Origin of the sequence: Bdellovibrio sp. 22V (assembly GCF_030169785.1) — a bacterium.
Classification (GTDB): Bacteria; Bdellovibrionota; Bdellovibrionia; order Bdellovibrionales; family Bdellovibrionaceae; genus Bdellovibrio.
Genome location: NZ_CP125854.1, coordinates 1,121,806 through 1,139,174 on the forward strand (window position 1 = coordinate 1,121,806; position 17,369 = coordinate 1,139,174).

The 17,369-nt window shown below is 47.6% G+C and carries 15 protein-coding genes; 9 read left to right on the forward strand and 6 right to left on the reverse strand.

Annotation, left to right across the window (positions count from 1 at the left end; translation table 11 throughout):
• Positions 1 to 3: 3 nt before the first annotated feature.
• From QJS83_RS05435 to QJS83_RS05445, 3 genes are read right to left on the reverse strand one after another with little or no spacing between them, the layout of a single operon-like run.
• Positions 4 to 822, reverse strand: coding sequence for a sugar ABC transporter permease (locus QJS83_RS05435; RefSeq protein ID WP_284608120.1), 819 nt, complete (start codon positions 820 to 822; stop codon positions 4 to 6).
• Positions 819 to 2,990 carry an extracellular solute-binding protein gene (locus QJS83_RS05440; protein ID WP_284608121.1) on the reverse strand — a complete coding sequence of 724 codons (2,172 nt, stop codon included), beginning with the start codon at positions 2,988 to 2,990 and terminating at the stop codon, positions 819 to 821. Before QJS83_RS05440 ends, QJS83_RS05435 begins: the two co-directional genes overlap by 4 nt.
• Before the next feature lie 35 nt (positions 2,991 to 3,025).
• Positions 3,026 to 5,656, reverse strand: coding sequence for an alpha-1,6-glucosidase domain-containing protein (locus QJS83_RS05445; RefSeq protein ID WP_284608122.1), 2,631 nt, complete (start codon positions 5,654 to 5,656; stop codon positions 3,026 to 3,028).
• Positions 5,657 to 5,748: 92 nt separating this feature from the next.
• Here QJS83_RS05445 and QJS83_RS05450 point away from each other — a divergent pair, with 92 nt between their 5' ends.
• The 3 genes from QJS83_RS05450 to QJS83_RS05460 all read left to right on the forward strand — a co-directional run bounded on the left by QJS83_RS05450 (position 5,749) and on the right by QJS83_RS05460 (position 8,322).
• Positions 5,749 to 7,023, forward strand: a complete 1,275-nt coding sequence (locus tag QJS83_RS05450; protein WP_284608123.1) for a carbohydrate porin — start codon at positions 5,749 to 5,751, stop codon at positions 7,021 to 7,023.
• Between the two features lie 133 nt (positions 7,024 to 7,156).
• The gene (locus QJS83_RS05455) at positions 7,157 to 7,852 is read left to right on the forward strand and encodes a 3D domain-containing protein (RefSeq protein WP_284608124.1); all 696 of its coding nucleotides are present in this window, start codon (positions 7,157 to 7,159) and stop codon (positions 7,850 to 7,852) included.
• Positions 7,852 to 8,322 (forward strand): hypothetical protein, encoded by a 471-nt coding sequence (locus QJS83_RS05460; RefSeq protein ID WP_284608126.1) that lies wholly within the window; start codon positions 7,852 to 7,854, stop codon positions 8,320 to 8,322. Before QJS83_RS05455 ends, QJS83_RS05460 begins: the two co-directional genes overlap by 1 nt.
• On the opposite strand, the gene QJS83_RS05465 is transcribed toward QJS83_RS05460, so the two are convergent.
• A complete protein-coding gene (locus tag QJS83_RS05465) occupies positions 8,319 to 8,969 on the reverse strand; it encodes a methyltransferase (RefSeq protein ID WP_284608127.1) in 651 nt (216 codons plus the stop codon). The two genes, QJS83_RS05460 and QJS83_RS05465, sit on opposite strands and share 4 nt — an antisense overlap.
• Positions 8,970 to 9,160: 191 nt before the next feature.
• Here QJS83_RS05465 and QJS83_RS05470 point away from each other — a divergent pair, with 191 nt between their 5' ends.
• Together QJS83_RS05470 and QJS83_RS05475 are read left to right on the forward strand one after the other, a co-directional pair.
• The gene (locus QJS83_RS05470) at positions 9,161 to 9,535 is read left to right on the forward strand and encodes a hypothetical protein (RefSeq protein ID WP_284608128.1); all 375 of its coding nucleotides are present in this window, start codon (positions 9,161 to 9,163) and stop codon (positions 9,533 to 9,535) included.
• The gene (locus tag QJS83_RS05475) at positions 9,532 to 10,665 is read left to right on the forward strand and encodes a winged helix-turn-helix domain-containing protein (RefSeq protein ID WP_284608129.1); all 1,134 of its coding nucleotides are present in this window, start codon (positions 9,532 to 9,534) and stop codon (positions 10,663 to 10,665) included. Before QJS83_RS05470 ends, QJS83_RS05475 begins: the two co-directional genes overlap by 4 nt.
• Here the strand turns inward: QJS83_RS05475 and QJS83_RS05480 are convergent.
• Positions 10,662 to 11,327 (reverse strand): JmjC domain-containing protein, encoded by a 666-nt coding sequence (locus QJS83_RS05480; protein ID WP_284608130.1) that lies wholly within the window; start codon positions 11,325 to 11,327, stop codon positions 10,662 to 10,664. The genes QJS83_RS05475 and QJS83_RS05480 overlap by 4 nt on opposite strands.
• A 125-nt stretch (positions 11,328 to 11,452) precedes the next feature.
• Here QJS83_RS05480 and QJS83_RS05485 point away from each other — a divergent pair, with 125 nt between their 5' ends.
• Both QJS83_RS05485 and QJS83_RS05490 read left to right on the forward strand, forming a co-directional pair.
• Positions 11,453 to 11,968 (forward strand): DUF2231 domain-containing protein, encoded by a 516-nt coding sequence (locus tag QJS83_RS05485; RefSeq protein WP_284608131.1) that lies wholly within the window; start codon positions 11,453 to 11,455, stop codon positions 11,966 to 11,968.
• Between the two features lie 14 nt (positions 11,969 to 11,982).
• A complete protein-coding gene (locus tag QJS83_RS05490; RefSeq protein WP_284608132.1) occupies positions 11,983 to 12,624 on the forward strand; it encodes a phosphoribosyltransferase in 642 nt (213 codons plus the stop codon).
• Positions 12,625 to 12,678: 54 nt separating this feature from the next.
• On the opposite strand, the gene QJS83_RS05495 is transcribed toward QJS83_RS05490, so the two are convergent.
• Positions 12,679 to 13,560 (reverse strand): pirin family protein, encoded by an 882-nt coding sequence (locus QJS83_RS05495; protein ID WP_284608133.1) that lies wholly within the window; start codon positions 13,558 to 13,560, stop codon positions 12,679 to 12,681.
• Between the two features lie 318 nt (positions 13,561 to 13,878).
• Here QJS83_RS05495 and QJS83_RS05500 point away from each other — a divergent pair, with 318 nt between their 5' ends.
• Both QJS83_RS05500 and QJS83_RS05505 read left to right on the forward strand, forming a co-directional pair.
• Entirely contained in the window at positions 13,879 to 16,617 is a 2,739-nt protein-coding gene (locus tag QJS83_RS05500) for a PKD domain-containing protein (protein ID WP_284608134.1), read from the forward strand.
• A 1-nt stretch (position 16,618) separates the two neighbouring features.
• A complete protein-coding gene (locus QJS83_RS05505; RefSeq protein WP_284608135.1) occupies positions 16,619 to 17,356 on the forward strand; it encodes a hypothetical protein in 738 nt (245 codons plus the stop codon).
• The last annotated feature ends 13 nt before the right edge of the window (positions 17,357 to 17,369 follow it).

Genomic DNA, 17,369 nt, shown 5'->3' on the forward strand with positions numbered 1-17,369 from the left:
AAACTATCCTTTCACGCTTCCCATCGTCAGACCGGAAACCAAATAACGTGAAATACTGATGAATAAAATCAAAACGGGAATGCTTACGATCAATGCTCCCGCTGCATACAAACCCCATTGCGTCGCGAGGCTGGCTTGAAACGAGCGCAGGCCCAGCGGCAAAGTGTAAAGCTGCGGGTCTTGCAAAACGACGGCGGCGATAACGTACTCGCTCCAACTTGTCATGAAACTGAAAAGAGCGGTGATAACCAAAGCTGGTGAAGACACCGGCAGAATGATTTTATAAAAAGTTTTCCATGGAGAACAACCGTCTAATAGCGCCGCTTCTTCGAGTTCTTTAGGAATCGTGTCGTAGTACGCCTTCATCTGCCACACGCAGAAAGGCAGAGCCGTTGAGGAGTATATAATGAAAAGTCCCCAGAAGCTGTCGATCAAACGCAATTTAGAGAGAATAATGTAAAACGGAAGGATCAACATCGTGGCCGGAAACATCTGCGTCGCCAGCAAAGAGAACAGCATCATGTTGCGGCCGCGGAACTGATAGCGTGACAAAGCATAAGCGCTTGTCGACGCGAACGCGACACCCAAAAGAGTTGTCATCGTCGCGACTAATAAAGAGTTGCGCATCCACAAAATAAAATCGGTATTAACGAAGAGATCTATAAAATTCTTTACGGTGGAGGTGCTTGTAAAGATCTCCAGTGAATGGGACTGGAAAGCATTATCACCGCGTAAAGAAACGGAAAGCACGTACAACATCGGATAGATGGAAAACACCGCAAAAAGAAGAATGCTTAGCCAAGCGAGAGTTTTTTTGATCATACTTTTTTCTCTTTGTTGTATTGGCGTACAAGCGAGCCCAAGCTCCAGCCGACGAGGATCAGGAAGATAAGAACAGACACGGCCGCCGCGTACCCGTAGCGATAAAGATTGAAGGCGGCTTTGTAAACGTAGCTCACTAAGATATGCGTTTGATCGCCGGGTTCGCCGGCATTGCTGACGAGCCATACGATGTTCAAATTATTAAATGTCCATATACAGCCAAGCAAAGCTGCCGGGATCATCACCGGCATTAAGAGTGGCAGGGTGATGTGGCGGAAGCGTTGCCAAGCATTGGCCTTGTCCAGGTAAGCTGCTTCATAAAGCGAATGCGGAATGGATTGCAGTCCGCCTAAAGCGACAATCATCATGAAAGGAAAGCCAAGCCATACATTCGTGATAATACACGCCGTGAAGGCCGTGAACGGTTGGCTTAACCATTGGACCGGTGAAAGGTGCAAAAATTTTTGCAGGAAAATATTAATCGGGCCGTACTCTTGGTTAAACATTCCCCGCCATGTCAGTGCCGTGATGTACTGAGGCACCGCCCATGGAATAATGAAAAGCGTTCTCCAGAAGCCTTTGGCCGGCATCACCTGATTGATGATCACCGCCAGAAAAATACCCAACGTTACGTGAAAGAAAACGTTCACGACGGTCCAAATCACTGTCTTTAAAAGAAGAGAATAGAACTTCGGATCTGTCAAAGCATCGACGTAGTGTTGAACACCGACAATCGACCAATCCTGGAATGTGCGCAGACTGAAATTAGAAAACGAGATCGCGATATTATAGAAGAACGGATAAATAATAACGGCAAAGATTCCCACAAACGCCGGTAGCATCATGTAGTATACGAACTTCTGCGGTCCACGGAAACCTTGGATGAAGTGGCCGACGGAGTTTCGAGACATCCACAGAAGAGCAAGGATTCCCGCTAAAATAAGTCCTTTGATAATGAAAGCCGAAGCATCCGGTTGAATGACTTCATTCATGTCATGAATCTGCGCTTTCGCCATGGACTGTGCTTCTTGCGCAGCCGCCTGCGGAGTTACCGAGCCCGCCAGAAGCTTTTGATACTGAATGCGAAGACTGTCCCACACCGCGCGCACCTCGGGCACCACCGGCATGGGCGTGCCGACTTCCATGATTTGCGAAGAAACCTGCAGCAACGGATTGTCTTTGACCAAAGGATTCGCGCGCAAGGAAAGGAGTGAAGGCAGGACACCCACACGTTCTGTGAAAAGCAGCTGGACTTTTTCGGAAGTCAGATACTTCAAAACTTTTAAAGTCGCGGCAAGATGTTCGGGACTGCGAATGTTTGCATTCACGGAATAACCGGCCGTTCCGACCAAAGGACTTGGCCAACGCTGCGTCTCGCTGATCATTGGGATGCGTGCGATGCCGAAATCCACGCGAGCTTCTTTGTAGTCGCCCCAAGACCAGTCGCCATTGATAAGCATGGCCGCTTTGCCTTGTTTGAACAAAGCATTGGCGGTTTCGTAATCGCACTCTTTAGGAATGATTTTATACTTATCGCGCAGATCTAAAATGAACTCGAAAGTTTTTTGCAAAGCCGGTGTGCCTAGATTCGGCTCTGTATTCCCGGTCATAAACGGCGCGCCAAAAGCTGGAATAAACGGAGCAAAAAAGAAAGGCTCCGTATAGTTGAAAACCAAACCGAAACGGTCGATCTTGCCGTCGCCATCAAGGTCCGCGGTCATTTTCTGACCGATCTCAATCAGCTCTTGAGACGTTTGCGGCGGTTGCGACAAAAGCTTCTTGTTATAAAGAAGCATCAGGTGATTTCCGACGCCGCCGCCGATCATGTAGTATTTTTCCTGGTACAGAGGTGTCGCTAAGGGATCGAACTGTTTGAAATAATCTTTTTCTAAAAGCTCATTCAAAGGACGAATGATATTCATCGCCGCGAAAGGGCCGATTTGATCGCTAGGACCATAGACAAGTTCCGGACCGCTGCCACCCATTGCCGCCGCTTGATAAGAGGACCGCAGTTCTTCCGTCTCGCGATAAGTTTCTTGTACGACGATATCGGGATTTTCTTTTTCAAAAGCGCGCAGAGCTTCGGCTAAAACCTGGCGATGGCCGTAAATCATTTGATGCCAAAGCTGAATGCGCACCGGTTCCGCGTGAGCCGTCGCGATGTTCATAAGTAGGCTTAGAAAAAATACCAGTCGCAAAAACATCAGTGCGTTCTTTCAGCGGGATTGAGTCGCAAGACAAGAGTTGTACGCCCGGGAATTTGTACGGACTCTTGATGAGGATTTAAAACCACTTGGCTTAGAACCGGATCCACTTGTGAATCCAGGAGCGGATGCACATGCCAAGGGAATTTAAGTAAATGATGTTGAAACACTCGAGCTTCACGAGAAGCATTGAGGAATATCAATAAAGACTCTTGGTGATTGCGCAGGGACATGGCAATCAAACCCGGCTCGGCTTGTTGATCGTTATCAATAAACTTCAAATGCGCCTGAACTTCCGAAGCTGTACGCAGCTTGAAAAGATCCGAGCTTTGGCGTAAACGCAGCAGCGCTTTGAAATAACGACTTGTTTGCGCCAGTAAAGCTGATGAAGGCTTAAGTGCAGGCTCTTGCAGGCGCGGTTGCCAGAAAGACCAATCGTTCAGATTTTTCCACGCCGGGGGAAGACCTTCGCCCCAATGGTTCGAGCGCAATGTCCAATCCAGGCGATTAAAGAAATCTCCTGAGTCGTAACTGTCTTGATCGCCATTTTTTGAGCGCAGCAACTCGGTGCCGCCTTCAAAAAACGGAATGCCCTGACCCAGAAGAGGAATCGCGAGTGCCAATTGGTGCATGCGCTGGCGGTCTTCCGCTGTTGCGGTGGCAGGGCTTCTGTAAGGAGTGTGGAAAGGGGCCTTAGCTTGGATGGCATCCCACAAACTGTAACCGTCGTGCGCGACCACATAGTTGACGGTTTCAATCGTATCGTGAGCAAAGGCCACGGGAGTGCCACGGAAGCGTAAATCGCCCGAGCGAATGGTTGTGCCAAGATGTTCACGGAAACTATAGTCTTGCAGATTACCCGCAAGGCCGACTTTAATCACATCGCCTAAGTGCAAAAGTTTTCCGCGTTGCGCTTGTAAGTCTGTCGGTGTGTTGCGATTGGCAGGCTCATGATTGAAATCGAAATAAAGCCCCGTTGCAAAACCTTGATCCGATTTTTCAGCGGAATTCGTCGTTCCGCCGCGAACGGCATCACGCAGACGATCGTTGAAAAATCCAAAACCGCTTCCCGCCGAATTTTCAACCGTCATCGCTTCACGAGGGAAACGGTCATAGAAAGACCCGAAGCTCCAGCCTTCTCCGTAGAAAAGAATCTTTTCGCCATCGACGCCGTCCCGTTGCAAAGTCAAAGAGCGAACTGTGTCGCGCAGCTTTTCCATGGTTGCGCGAGAATGAAATGACATCAGATCAAAGCGGAAGCCATCGAGCTTGTATGTCTTAGCCCAAAACACCACGCTGTCGATCATGAGTTTTTCCATCATGCGATGTTCGCTCGCGGTGTCGTTGCAGCACGAAGATTTGTGAACCACGCCCGCGTCGTCCACACGATAATAATAAAGCGGCACGATCTTATCAAAAACCGAGAACGGCTCTGCACCGCTTTGGTAGGTGTGATTGAAAACAACGTCTTGGACCACGCGCAGACCCAGCTCGTTGATCGCTTGAATCATTGAGCGCACTTCGCGGATGCGGTTGGCTCCTTGTCCTTGCACGGCATAGCTGCCTTCAGGAGCGAAATAATGAACGGGATCATAACCCCAGTTGAAAGGGTCGGAGGCGCGAATAAGGCCGATCTCGCTTTGCGGTTCTTGCAAATCTCCTGGGTGATGTTGGTATTGATTCCACTGTGATTTGTCTTCGTTCACGCTGCCAAAGTCATTGAAAGGCAATAGATGTAAATGCGTCAGACCCGCTTTGGCCAAGGAGCGCAGGTAGTGAACTCCGTCGGAGTTTTCCTCTGAAAAAGCCAGATAAGTTCCGCGCAGAAAGACGGGAACACTTTGGTCGTCAGCGCTGAAGTCTCGCACGTGCAATTCATAGATCACAGAATCCTTCAGCGAGTTCAAAGGCGGTTTTACAAAGTTTTTCCAATGTGCCGGTGTTGTTTCCGCTGAGTCCAAATCCACAAGCTGCGAATGAGTGCCGCCCAAAGAAAGACTGAAGCTGTACGGGTCTGTCGTTATGGACGTCTCGACCTGATCTTTAAGTGGTTGATACACCTGCACTTCATACTGATAGTAGGCAAGAGCGTACGAGCGCGGTAGCTGCAACGACCAAACACCTTTGTTCTCGCGAATCATCGGGAGGGATTCAGTGCCGATCAAGACGCGTACGTTTTGCGCGGTCGGTGCCCAAAGTTTTAGACGGCAATTGACAGCAGAGCAGTGTCCGCCCAGATCGTCGCCGGCGTAAAAATAGTTTTCATCGAGCAGACCCGCATATTGAATCGCCGTCATGTCGAGGATTTGTTTATTGTTGTTCGTAATCACAACTTTCAACGGCAGACGAATCAGCTGATCTATTGTCGCAAGAGGAATGTGCGCGGCACTCAATTCGGCAAAGGCACCTTGCGCGCGAATCAGCGGTAAAGAAATCGAAGTTCCAGCGCGCAAGGTTTGAACGCTGTCGACTAAAGAAAACTGCGTTGTCGAGGAATTGACATAAAGACCTGGAGGCAATTGCAGACGAATTGTCGAGGAGTTCAACCACTGCGCACGCGCCAAACCTGCCATCGCGCTGGAGCAATGGAGCAACAATAAGAATGGCAACACCCAGTAGCTTTTTTTCAAAAACCCCCCTCAAGGAAATGTCAGTCTCTACGCGTAATGTATGGTCAGGCGCCGACTTTATGGGTATCCCTCGTCTTTTTCAAGGGGCGAAGGTGAAAAGTATTACGTTGTTCTTAATGCTAGTTTTCTCGGGAAATTTTGCGTCGGCATTGGATGCTGAATTTACAGGCTACCTTCGCGGGGGCACGGGAATAAATCTCGAAGGCGGCAAACAAGATTGTTTTTTTAATACGGGAATCCCTGGGAATTTCCTGCGTTTAGGTAATGAGTGCGGATTCTATTCAGAGTTGGCCCTGATCTTTCATCACAAGAAACCGGAACCGACAGATTCTGTCTATTTCAAAACTCAGATGCGCCTCGTCTTCAACTCCAAAGGCACGCGCCAGTGGGAACCTGCGGCAAACCGCGACATGAGCCAGATTGAAGCCTTCGTTAAAGCGGGTGGATTCACGGAAATTCCTGGAGACTTGTGGATCGGGAAACGCTTTTACCGTGATGTCGATCTTTATATTTTTGACTGGTACTACTATGCCGATATGAGCGGTGTGGGCGCAGGGATTGAAAACATTCCGTTGGGCGAAGGTCGTTTCGCTGTCGCGCACTTGGTGCAGGCCAACGACGATCTTTCAACGTCTGTGGGTCTGCCTGTTTTGCAAGCTGTGGACTTGCGTTGGACGACGATTCCAGTGACAGAAGACCACAATCTGAATTTCTGGGCCGTGTATGCGTGGGCTCCGGAAAGCAACGATGGGATGACTTCTTATCGCTCAACAAACGGTTACTCCATCGCTTCACGCTTACAGGGATTGTGGTGGGGCGGACAGAATAACTTTGCACTTCTTTACGGCAAAGGAACGATGAAGGATTTTAATATCTATGCGAAGAGCGCCCTGCCTGCCAATGACGACAGTCAAAATAAAGCGTGGACTTTGCGTATCGTTGAAGACTGGCATCAAGATGTTTCTGATCGCTGGGCTGTGATGTTAGGTGTGGCCGCAGAGATAGGCGATAACGGCACGGAAGACGACAGCAACAATCATCGTGAATTTCAAGAAATCGGCATTCGACCTATTTACTTCGTGTCGGATCGTTTCCAGTGGGTTTTTGAAGCCGGTTATTCCCGCTACAAAAACGACAACGAATTTTCCGGCGCCGAGAGAGTGGGTGCCAGAGAATTGGCGCGTGTGACGATTGCTCCGCAGCTTTCAATTCGTAAATCTATTTGGGGACGTCCGGTTCTAAGAGCCTTCTTGTCGCAGTCTTTTTGGAACAACAACAACAAAGATGCCATCGCGACGCAGGCGCCGGCTTTCAGAAATCAAAATGACGGGACGTCGTTTGGTTATCAGTTCGAAGCTTGGTTCTAAACGTCGCGTTTCAGAGTGAGAATTTTCATTTTGAGAAAGTGTCGATGCTGACAGCAGGTTGTAAAAGAAGCTGACAACCAGCTAACAATAATCGGCACTAGAGGCGGTCTTAGTTTTGCTTTGTCTTAAAAGCATGACAAAACAAACACAGCTTAAAATCATGATGTTCTGTTCAATGATGATGGCGGCCGAGGTTGCAGAATCTCGCTGCTCTGACGGAATTGCGACAACATCCATGTACTTCATCCCGCATATTAAGGACTATTGCAAAGGTTCCACTCCTTGCAAGAAGTTCAAAAAAGAAGTGAAGATGCAGGGCTCTGGAACTTTGCCTGGCAATAAGCTTCTCACTTATACGGGAAAGACCATTTCACTAGGAAGCTGTGACACGGCTTTCGGTGCGAGTGGAAATTGTTTGATTCCATTTATTTCCGTTGCTGCCGACGCCGACCACTATCAAATGGGCGACATTATTGAAATGCCTTCATTAAGAGGTAAAATCTTTACTTTGCCAAACGGAAAACACATGGTGCATCCAGGTTATCTCATCGTGCACGACACGGGTGGGGCTATTAAGGGCAAAGGTCGCTTTGACTTCTTCACGGGCTCTTATGCTATCGACAACTGGAACAATCCGTTCGGCTTAAGAGGCGCTAAAGACGTGCGCATGGTGGATACGGGCGAGTGTTCTCTTCACAAACAATACTCTGTGATCCGTCGTGAAACTCCAAATTACGAGTCATCATTGGCAGCTATTGAAAATGCGACTCGAAATATCAGCACTTCCGCGATCGAAGTGATGGTAGCCGCTGTTGGAGGAGTACGCTAATGGGTTCATTGAAATTACTTCTTCTGGGGCTTCTGGCATTTTTGATGATGGGCACGGCTTCTTTTGCCTCGGCGGAAGTTCTGCAAGTCGGTGAAGATAAAATCGATATGGCGGAGCCGCCATTTTGGATGTCGTCTTACGACGAGTTCAAAGATCTTCGTCCGGAACAAAAAACGTTTTATCTGGAGGCTTTAACTAAGGCTCTTCCGAAGGTGCCTTCGCTTGAAGGGACCGACAAGCATACGCTGGAAGAAGCGGCGGAGTGGTATCAGTCCTGGAATATCTTGCGCCGTAAACTTTACGTTTCTTGCCATAAGTCTTCGTTGCATGAAACCTGTCAAAAAATCGCGGCTCTTCGCAAAGAGACCCTAGGGATGTTCGCGAATAAAAAGAAAGAAAATCGCGAAGCGCTGGGCGAAAAAGACACCGATGACGAGAGCCCGGCAGAAGAGACTAAGAAGAACCCTTAGTCTTTTTTAAAAAGAACTAAATCCGTGCCACGAATGTCGCCCAGACTCTGGATGGAAACCCTTTTCGAGACAAGTCTTTCCGCCTCTTTGAGGTAACTCATTCCATGATCCGCTAAACTTCGCAAAAGAACGAAAGCCCGTCCTTGCGGCGCCAAACTGTTTTCAATTCCCAAAATCAACGAGCGAAAATCCGAGTCGATAAAAAAGCGGCAACGATTTTTAAATTCGGACGGAGAGAGTTTTCCCTGACCCACTTGGAAATACGGTGGGTTTGATAAAACGATGTCGTAACGTTCTTTGAAAGGCTCGGTGCTGAGAACTTGATAATTGTCGTTAATAAAATGACAAGCCGTTTTAGTTTCGCCAAGTTCACACAGATTTTTTGTAAAATGGTCGTGATAAAGAGACTGCACTTCCAAAAAATCGAAAGCGGCCAAAGATTTCCCGGTTTCATTTTGCAGGTGAAACAAAAAATCAAGACCGATGATACCGCAGCCGGAACAAAGGTCTAAGCCGCGTGCCTGATCCCAATCGTCATCCTTAACGAATTCAAACACTCTTCGGGCCAAAAACACCGAATCATGGGAAAAGCGATACTCTTCGGGTTGCGAGTATTGAAAGGTGTAGTGCGGGTTTATGGACGACATGGCTCTTTTTAGCCTTTTCAAAATAAAAAAGCCAGTTTCATTCTATTTTTTACCGACCTGTGATAGGGTGGGGATCTATGGAAAGTTGTTCAGTTTGCCAAAAGCCTAAAGCCACGCTTCAATGCGGATGTTGTCAAAGTGCCGTTTGTAAGAACTGCGCCCAGTTTTTAGAAGAGGGCAGCTTTTCTTTTTTGGCAAAAATCCCTGAGGACCTTTCTCATTCAACTTATTGCGGTCCTTGTTTTGACGCCAAGGTGGCGCCGGAACTGGAAAGTTATAATCAAGCGTTGGAAGACGCCAAGAACATCATCGTGTTTTTTAAAACTCAGTCGAAAGAAACACGCAACTTCAAAAGAAACGAGACACCTTTTAAGGTGAAAGGATGCGCCGACCGTGAAGAGACTTTGCTGCGTCTTGCATTCTTTGCCGTCAAAGGCCGTTTTAATGCCTTAATCGATGTCGACATCACGTCGGAAAAAGTTTTGAAAGGCCGTTATCAAACGCAGATCTGGCATGGCACAGCTATTCCTGCGCAAGTCACCTCTGAAAGAATGAAGCCCTCATGAAAATTTCAAAGGCTCAGGCGCGCCGTATGTGGTTGCGAGCGCAGCGTTTGGACGAAAAGACGCCTTTTGGGAAAGGGGTCTCTGCCACGGAGGCAGCCGTTGAACACTTGGGTTACGTTCAGATCGACACCATCCATGTGATCGAACGCTGCCATCATCACATTCTTTTTACGCGGATTCCCGCTTATACACGCAAAGATCTTTTTGCGGCCCAATCTAAAAACAAATCCGTTTTTGAATATTGGACTCACGCTTTGTCGTACATTCCGACGAAAGACTTTCCCTTTTTTGTGAACGAGATGAAGCGCATGCAAAAGACTCCGTCGCGGTGGTTTCAATCGGTGACGAAATCGGATTACAGCAAAGTGTTGCGGATGATTAAAAAAGACGGGGCGTTATCTATCCGGGATATTGAGGACGACGTCTTAGTTGAAAAGACTCACGCTTGGGCCAGCAAAAAACCTTCGAAACGAGCACTGCAGTTGGGCTTTTACTCTGGCAAGCTGACGATCAGCGAGCGCGTGGGGATGTTGAAAAAGTACGAACTGACCGAGCGTCACTTTGGCTGGGATCGTTTTCCCAAGGCCGCTTCTGAAAAGCAATGTACGGAGTATTTGTTAAATCGCTCTTTGCGCGCGCAAGGGCTTGTGACTTTGGATTCCATTTGTCATCTTTACCCCAGCCGTAAACCTGTCGTGAAAAAAGTCATCGACGAAAAAGTAAAAAAAGGTTTGTTATTGCCCGTGGAAGTAGCGGGGCTTGAGAAAATCTTTTTTTGGGCGACTCCCGAAGCTTTGCAAGAGGATCTTCAACCGCGGGATGAAATGACTCATATTCTTTCTCCTTTTGATCCTTTGGTTATTCAGAGAAAACGTCTTAGCGCTTTGTTCGATTACGATCACCGTTTTGAAGCGTATCTTCCGAAAGAAAAAAGAGTGTTCGGTTATTTCGCTTTGCCGGTTCTGATCGATGATCGCATTGTGGCGGTGATGGACTTGAAGGCCGATCGTGAAGAGCAAGAACTCTTGATTCAAAAATGGACATGGCTAAAAAAAGAAAAAACGGCTTCTGCTAAACGCAAAGTGGAAGAAGAACTGCATCGCTTTGAAAAATTCCAATTCGGTATTTAGTGAGGCAACGGCGCCGTCGTCAAGACGCCGACCGAAAGATGATACGAATCCGTAATCGCATGGGCTTTATGCCAATAGCCTGCGGGGATGTAAAGCCAGTCGCCGGCTTTAAGCCAGCAGCGTATTTCTTGAGAGCGCGGCTCTTTCATAAAATCGGCATTCTGCTTTTTTAAGTCATAAGGTTTTTCAGAGACCGTATTTCTGCGCAGATGAAATTCTTTTTCCCCGGCACTTTGAATGACAAAAACGTCTTCGATGTCATAATGCCAATCAAAACCTTGCTGCTGCGCCGGCGTACAATAAAGCTGGATATCGATTGGTTTGTTAAAGAGTCTTTTGAAATCCGTTCCAATCAGAGTCATTAAAGGATGTGCTTCCTCGGCATGTCGAACAAGAACCGTGCGTCCTTCGACAAAACCTTGACGGGCTTGTTCGTAATTGAGCAAGCCGGTATTAAGGTGAGGCTCGTCTGGCAGACATCCTGCTTTTGGCAACCAACAATTTCTGTGTCGGGATAAAAAGATTTCTTTCAACAAAGACCACGAGACCGTGTTTTTCAAAAACGACGCCTTAAAGGGCGCTGCAAACGCTTCTCTTTGGAAGTAGTGAGTTTGGAACTCTGACAATGTCAGAGGAGACAGAAGTTCTTCCAAAATAGACATGTAGAGAGCTCCTCGTGAAAGCTTTCATACTCTGCCGAGAGAAAACCTACAAATTACAAATTGCTGAGGGGACGGGGGGCTCTTAAAATTTTGGCATCGAGAAAAAATAATGGAAGGAGTCCTTTATGTACAGCAAAGCCAAGATCGGCCGTCATCCTATTCATCCTATGTTTGTCGCGTTCCCAATCACTTTTTACCTTACGACATTTGTGGCTTTCTTAGTGTACCAAACGGCGAGCAACGACATCTTCTGGTTTAAGCTTGCTTATTTCTGCAATTTTGCCGGCGTAGTCACGGCTTTAGTGGCAGCGATTCCCGGGTTTATTGATTGGGCCTTCGGGATTCCCCGCGACACTTTGGCGAAGAAAGACGGAATGATTCATATGACTCTAAATCTCATCACTCTGGGCATTTTCGCTACGAATGCGATTATGATCTCGGGCCAATGGGAAACGGGCATTACCGGCGTTGGCATGAGTGTCGTCTTGACCGCCTGCGGTTGTATCACCCTTATGTTCGCCGGATTCTACGGCTGGAAGATGGTGGGCCAACACAAAGTAGGTGTCCTCATGACCGCAGAACAAGAAAGAATTCAAGATCGTTATGAAAATGAGGAAGAGCCTCCCGTCGTCTTCCATTAAGAAAGTGATTTGTGATGTTTCAAAATCGTGATGAAGCAGCTCGTTTGCTCTTAAAAAAATTAGGCGCCTATAAAGACAAGAACGTTCTGGTTCTGGGGATTCCCCGAGGCGCCGTGCCTATGGCAAAAACGATTGCGGAGGGCTTGCACGGCGAACTCAGCGCCGTGCTCGTGCATAAAATTCCCGCTCCCGGTTATGCGGAATTGGCTATCGGCTCGATCGGTTTAAGCGGAAAAATTTTTCGCAACAAAGGCTTGATCACCGTGTATGGCATTCCTGAAAGTTATGTCGAACGGGCCGCGGCTGAAGAGCTCGCGGTGCTCAAAAGACGCCAAGCTCAGTTTCATCTTAAAGATATTTCTTATCGCGATCGTATCGTTATGATCGTGGATGACGGAATTGCGACTGGTGCCACCGTTCTTGGCGCTATTGAAGAAGTGAAATCACAGCACCCTAAAGAGGTCGTGGTTGTCACAGCCGCCATTGCTCACGATACGGCGGATAAGATTCGCCCGCAGGTGGATAAGCTGGTGTCGTTGGTAGAGTCTGACTCGTTCTATGCTGTCAGTCAGTATTTCGTGGAGTTTCCGCAGGTGACAGATGAAGAGGTTATTAAGATTCTTCACCCTTCTTCGTACAAAGAGTTTTCAATTTAAAAAGACGCCAAGGCAAAAAAAGGAGGAGTCCTTGCGAACTCCTCCCTTAAGGGTTTACTGTGATCCTTCGATGGATCCAATCTGACCCATTTTGCCTTGTTGAAAGTCGACAAAGGCTTGGCGAATTTCCTCTTCAGAATTCATCACGAAGGGACCGTAACCGACGATTCTTTCGTTGATAGGTTCTCCGCCGAGGAAAAGCAATTTTGTATCGGTCGTTGCCGACATAACAATGCTGTCGCCATCGCGATCAAAAACGCCAAGTTCCGCTTCGCTCAAAGTTTCACCGCTTCCTAAAGTCACTTTTCCACTCAAGACAAACACGGCAGCCGTATGACCGCGTGGAGGAGTGAACTCGAACTTGTGACCTGCATTAAGACGCACGTCCCACAAGTTCATCGGAGTGAAGGTGCTCGCAGGACCTTGGGCTCCTTGGTATTCGCCGGCAATGACTCTTAAGTATCCAGAAGAATCCGCCAGTTCTACTTTCGGGATTTGCGCGTTACGAATGCCTTGGTACTTAGGTTTTGCCATTTTATCTTTCTTAGGCAAGTTGACCCAAAGTTGAATCATCTCAAAGGGACCGCCTTTTTTCGCAAACGCGGTTCCATGAAATTCTTCATGCACAAGGCCCGAAGCCGCTGTCATCCATTGCACGTCGCCCGGAGTGATCAGACCGCCGCCACCGGAGGAATCGCGATGTTCCACTTCACCTTCATAAACAATCGTCACGGTTTCAAAACCGCGATGGGGATGCTCACCCACACCACGGCGGTGTTCAGTCGGAGGAAACACCGCAGGTCCCGCATAGTCCATAAGAAGAAATGGGGACATTTCGCGAGCGATATCGTTGTAAGTAAAGATCGAGCGGACTGGAAAACCGTCGCCAACCCAGTGACGATCATTACTTTGTTGAGAGAATAATAGCTTTTTCATACTCAGTCCTTTCATCTATAGAGAGACTATACTCCCGTTCGCGGGCCTTGATTAGTCCGTATAAAATGAAAAGATTATTCAGCCTATTGGATAATAGGAGCGATTTAAAGGCATCTAGCAGGTTTTAGGCCACTTTAGGAAGTTTCAGAATCCCATGAATAAACAATCGACACTAAAATAGACCTTTTTTGAAAGTTGTAAAAAGCGTCAAAAACTTAGAGAGACGTGCAGGTCATGATGAGCCAACATGCGCGAATTTATAGAAACTCCAAAAGCTTCTTGTAACATAAAGGTCAAGCAAACCATCAGGAGTCTTGTATGAATAAAAAGATTCTCTTAGTAGCATTAGGATTGTGCGCGCTGACGGCGGGTTGTTCGAAATCGCCGGAAGCAGGCGGGGAGCTCGAATTGACGAGTGGTAATTCAGCTCTGAGCTGCACGCCCGGTTCTGAAAAAGTAGGGACGGAGGGCTTGAGTATTCAAGGAAACTCTGTCAGTCAGGCTGGTGAATCCGTCTCATACAGACTTAATAAGTCTTTAAGCTGTGATGGAAATCAACAGGTCGTATGGAAAACAGTTGGTGGCAGCACTTATACTGCAACCAGCGTGAACTCCACATTTAATAAAGCTGGAACATATATAGTAACAGCGAAGATTGAGGACGGAGCCTCTTCTTCTCAAGAAGTTGCTATGATGACAACAGTCGTATCGGATGAGGTTGTTGTATCAGGTCCGCAAGTGGGCGTGGTCAACGAACCTGTCTCTTTACAATTGGCTGTTCCAAGCCACGTCACCTTATATAGAGCCATTTGGAACTTTGGAGACGGATCTCCAACTGAGACGACGCTGCAGCCGGTGCAACACACGTTTACCGCTGTGGGAACATATCAGGTGAAAGTTGAAATTGCCGGTGACTACGGTAACGAAAAAGTTTTGACTCACACAATTGAAATCACAGAAGCACCTGTGGAAAATTGTACGATGGCGGCAGCGATCTCGGGTCCTTCTGAAGCGAAGGTGGATTCTCCGATCGCATTGTCTATTTATATGCCACAGTGTTTGGCTGATAAAGTGACTTCGATTAAATGGACGATGGGTGACGGTGGCACGGCTTCAGGCCAATCCATCCAACACACTTATGGTGCGAAGGGGACATACGCGGTTGAGGCTGTGTTGTACTCTTCAGACAAAGCTCTTTTCACGTTGGAACATTCAGTTCTTGTAACTGAAAAAACAACGGAGCCAGAACCAGAGCCCACGCCAACACCGACACCTGAACCTCTTGCGTGTTCAGTTGCGGGTCAGACTCGTGAATCTCATGGTGAAATTTACTCTGAGACAGCGTCTTGCGGTATCGACGGAACGAAAGAGATGTCTTACCGCGATCTTATTAAAGAAGAATGTAAGCTTGTAGGCGAAACGTTGAAATGGGTTGAAGTTTCTCGAACAAAAGAAACGACTCATGAAGGAACTTGTGAAGGCCAATCTTGCCGTTTGCCTGATGGAACGATCGTGCCTAATGGAACTTCGCATGTCCTTTATTCAACGCAAACTCCTGCGGGAAGTTGTGCGACAGTAAGCCAAACACGCGTATGTACGAACGGTGTCCTTTCGGGATCTGAGTCTTACAATCAAAGATCTTGTCATAATGGTTGTGGTGACTTCGGTTCTCATGGAACGGTGAAAACAAACGTCGTGACTGGTGAAATCAGCATCGCGAAAACTTGTGCTTACGGTGAAACTGGTATCTTTGATATCTTTGAGCAAGTGTCTGATCAAGCCTGTGTTGAAGGCCAGATTGTGACCTCAAACACTCACCAAGGAAATATCAAAACTCCAGGTGTATGTCCTACTTATAAATATGCTCCGACAGATAACTTCACAGCTTGTTCTGCAGACTGCGGAGGCAAACAATCACGTATCTTCGTTTGCGTGGACGATAAAGGGACGCAAGTCGATGCCGCTCGTTGTGCGGGACTTGCATATCCAATCGAAGAACGCCTTTGTGACGGAAATCCAGAAGCGGTTCGCCGCCAAGAGTCCTCTGTTGCGATCGAAGAAGCAAACAGCTCGCAAACATGCCCTGCCAACCAAATCGGTGTGGTTGTGAACAAACGCGAAGTAACGACAGTGAAAACTTATGCATGTATTGATCACCAAGTGCAACTCGAGGGACAAAACGTGATCTACGGTGCTTGGGTCTCTGAAAGTTACTGCCGTGACTACGTGGCACACAGATGTTCACACGACAGCTTGAGCAACTCTGAAGCGCAAGGCCGCTATGAATGGATGGTGAAGTGTCAGGATCAATTGCCAATCATCAAAGAATTCCTAGTGTACTTCGAAGATGTTCAGAAGAAAAAAGGCAACACGTCTTACGCTTTGGATTCCAAAGGTCAGCACTTGTATCCAAGCTTCATGAACCGCGCGACGGTGCCAGAAAAACCTTGGATTGCGCCTAAGAAGAAAAGCGCTCCTTGTGAAATGCCAAGCACGGTTTACGTAGCGACAGTGTGTGTGTCTTCATGCGCGACACCTGAACAGCAAATACTTGCTCAGGCAGAGGGCTCAGGTAAGTTGCAATACGTTCCGTTTGTTGAGGCTTTGACGAAGAACTATATGTTCGTGGCGTCACTACAAAGCGCTCAATCAATGGGCAGCAAAGACGTTCAGAAAACGAGAGTGGATCAATGGGTGACAGAGCTTATCGACAGTGAACATGACATCCTTGTTTTCAAAATGAAGTCGGGTCGTGAGTTGCGAGTGACTCCAAACCATCCTCTCGTGGCTTCGAACGGATTTATGAGACTTTCGCAAGAGTTCAAAGTAGGTGATGATCTTGTCCAAGTCGGCGGCATCTTGGATCCGATTGTGTCGATCACTCCTATCAAGTACTTCGGTAAGGTTTACAACGTGTATGTGAAATCCAATGCGATTCATCACAACATCATCGTCCTTAACGGCTACTTGAACGGTTCCGCATACTTCCAAAATGCGGGCGCGAAAGATCTGAATCGTTCACTCTTTAGAAAAACTCTGACACGCGGAGCTTTCTAAGATGACGACAAAGGTGAAACTCGGTCTTGTATTAGGAATGATAGTTATTGTTGGGGGAGTCATGCTGGTCATGACTTCCTCTCAGTCTGAAAAAGTGGAAGAGGCACCAACGCAAGAAACCGGTGTCGGCGAAACGGAAGTGATGGAAGCGAAAGCCCCGTCACCCGCGGCGCCAGCAGTGAAGGCCCCGGTAGTTCAAGCAGGGAAAAAATCCGTGGCCGAGACCAAAGCTTTGTTAGACAAAGCCGATGTCGTCTTTCGGGATTTTCCATATAAAAAAGATCTTGAAGAGTATAAAAAGATTCATACGAAAGTTTTCTTAACTCCAGAAGAACGCAATTTCCGCAAAGATCTGCTTAATAACCACCGTGCGATCGCGAGCATGAAGGATCTGCTTTTAGTTCCTGCGACAAAACCAGATCAAGAGTCCATGCAAAACGCAGCCTTGGATTTGCTTTTGGAAGGCTTGCAGAAATCAGCGAATAGTGAGGCCGCGCAAGTCCTAAAGGATGTTGTGGCCGATTCTGCCGTCGAGGACAACAAAGTCGATGCGGATATTCGTAAATCTTTAGGCGGAATCAAGGGCGAGATTCTGTATCAGTGGAGTTCACTCTACCCACAAAGCCAGGGCGATCTAGAAAGAATGCTGCCTGGTCCGTCCTCTCAAAAAATTTGGGCCAATGTTAAAGCCCAACAAGAAAGCAATCTCGCCGAATCGGCCTTTGAAGCCGGAAAATAAAAGCTCTTTAAAC

Bases quoted from the DNA above. Each gene is read 5' to 3' on its own strand.
- QJS83_RS05435 (WP_284608120.1), bottom strand. From the start codon at position 822: ATGATCAAAAAAACTCTCGCTTGGCTAAGCATTCTTCTTTTTGCGGTG.
- QJS83_RS05440 (WP_284608121.1), bottom strand. From the start codon at position 2,990: ATGAACATCGCGACGGCTCACGCGGAACCGGTGCGCATTCAGCTTTGG.
- QJS83_RS05455 (WP_284608124.1), top strand. From the start codon at position 7,157: ATGACAAAACAAACACAGCTTAAAATCATGATGTTCTGTTCAATGATG.
- QJS83_RS05460 (WP_284608126.1), top strand. From the start codon at position 7,852: ATGGGTTCATTGAAATTACTTCTTCTGGGGCTTCTGGCATTTTTGATG.
- QJS83_RS05465 (WP_284608127.1), bottom strand. From the start codon at position 8,969: ATGTCGTCCATAAACCCGCACTACACCTTTCAATACTCGCAACCCGAA.
- QJS83_RS05475 (WP_284608129.1), top strand. From the start codon at position 9,532: ATGAAAATTTCAAAGGCTCAGGCGCGCCGTATGTGGTTGCGAGCGCAG.
- QJS83_RS05480 (WP_284608130.1), bottom strand. From the start codon at position 11,327: ATGTCTATTTTGGAAGAACTTCTGTCTCCTCTGACATTGTCAGAGTTC.
- QJS83_RS05485 (WP_284608131.1), top strand. From the start codon at position 11,453: ATGTACAGCAAAGCCAAGATCGGCCGTCATCCTATTCATCCTATGTTT.
- QJS83_RS05490 (WP_284608132.1), top strand. From the start codon at position 11,983: ATGTTTCAAAATCGTGATGAAGCAGCTCGTTTGCTCTTAAAAAAATTA.
- QJS83_RS05495 (WP_284608133.1), bottom strand. From the start codon at position 13,560: ATGAAAAAGCTATTATTCTCTCAACAAAGTAATGATCGTCACTGGGTT.
- QJS83_RS05500 (WP_284608134.1), top strand. From the start codon at position 13,879: ATGAATAAAAAGATTCTCTTAGTAGCATTAGGATTGTGCGCGCTGACG.
- QJS83_RS05505 (WP_284608135.1), top strand. From the start codon at position 16,619: ATGACGACAAAGGTGAAACTCGGTCTTGTATTAGGAATGATAGTTATT.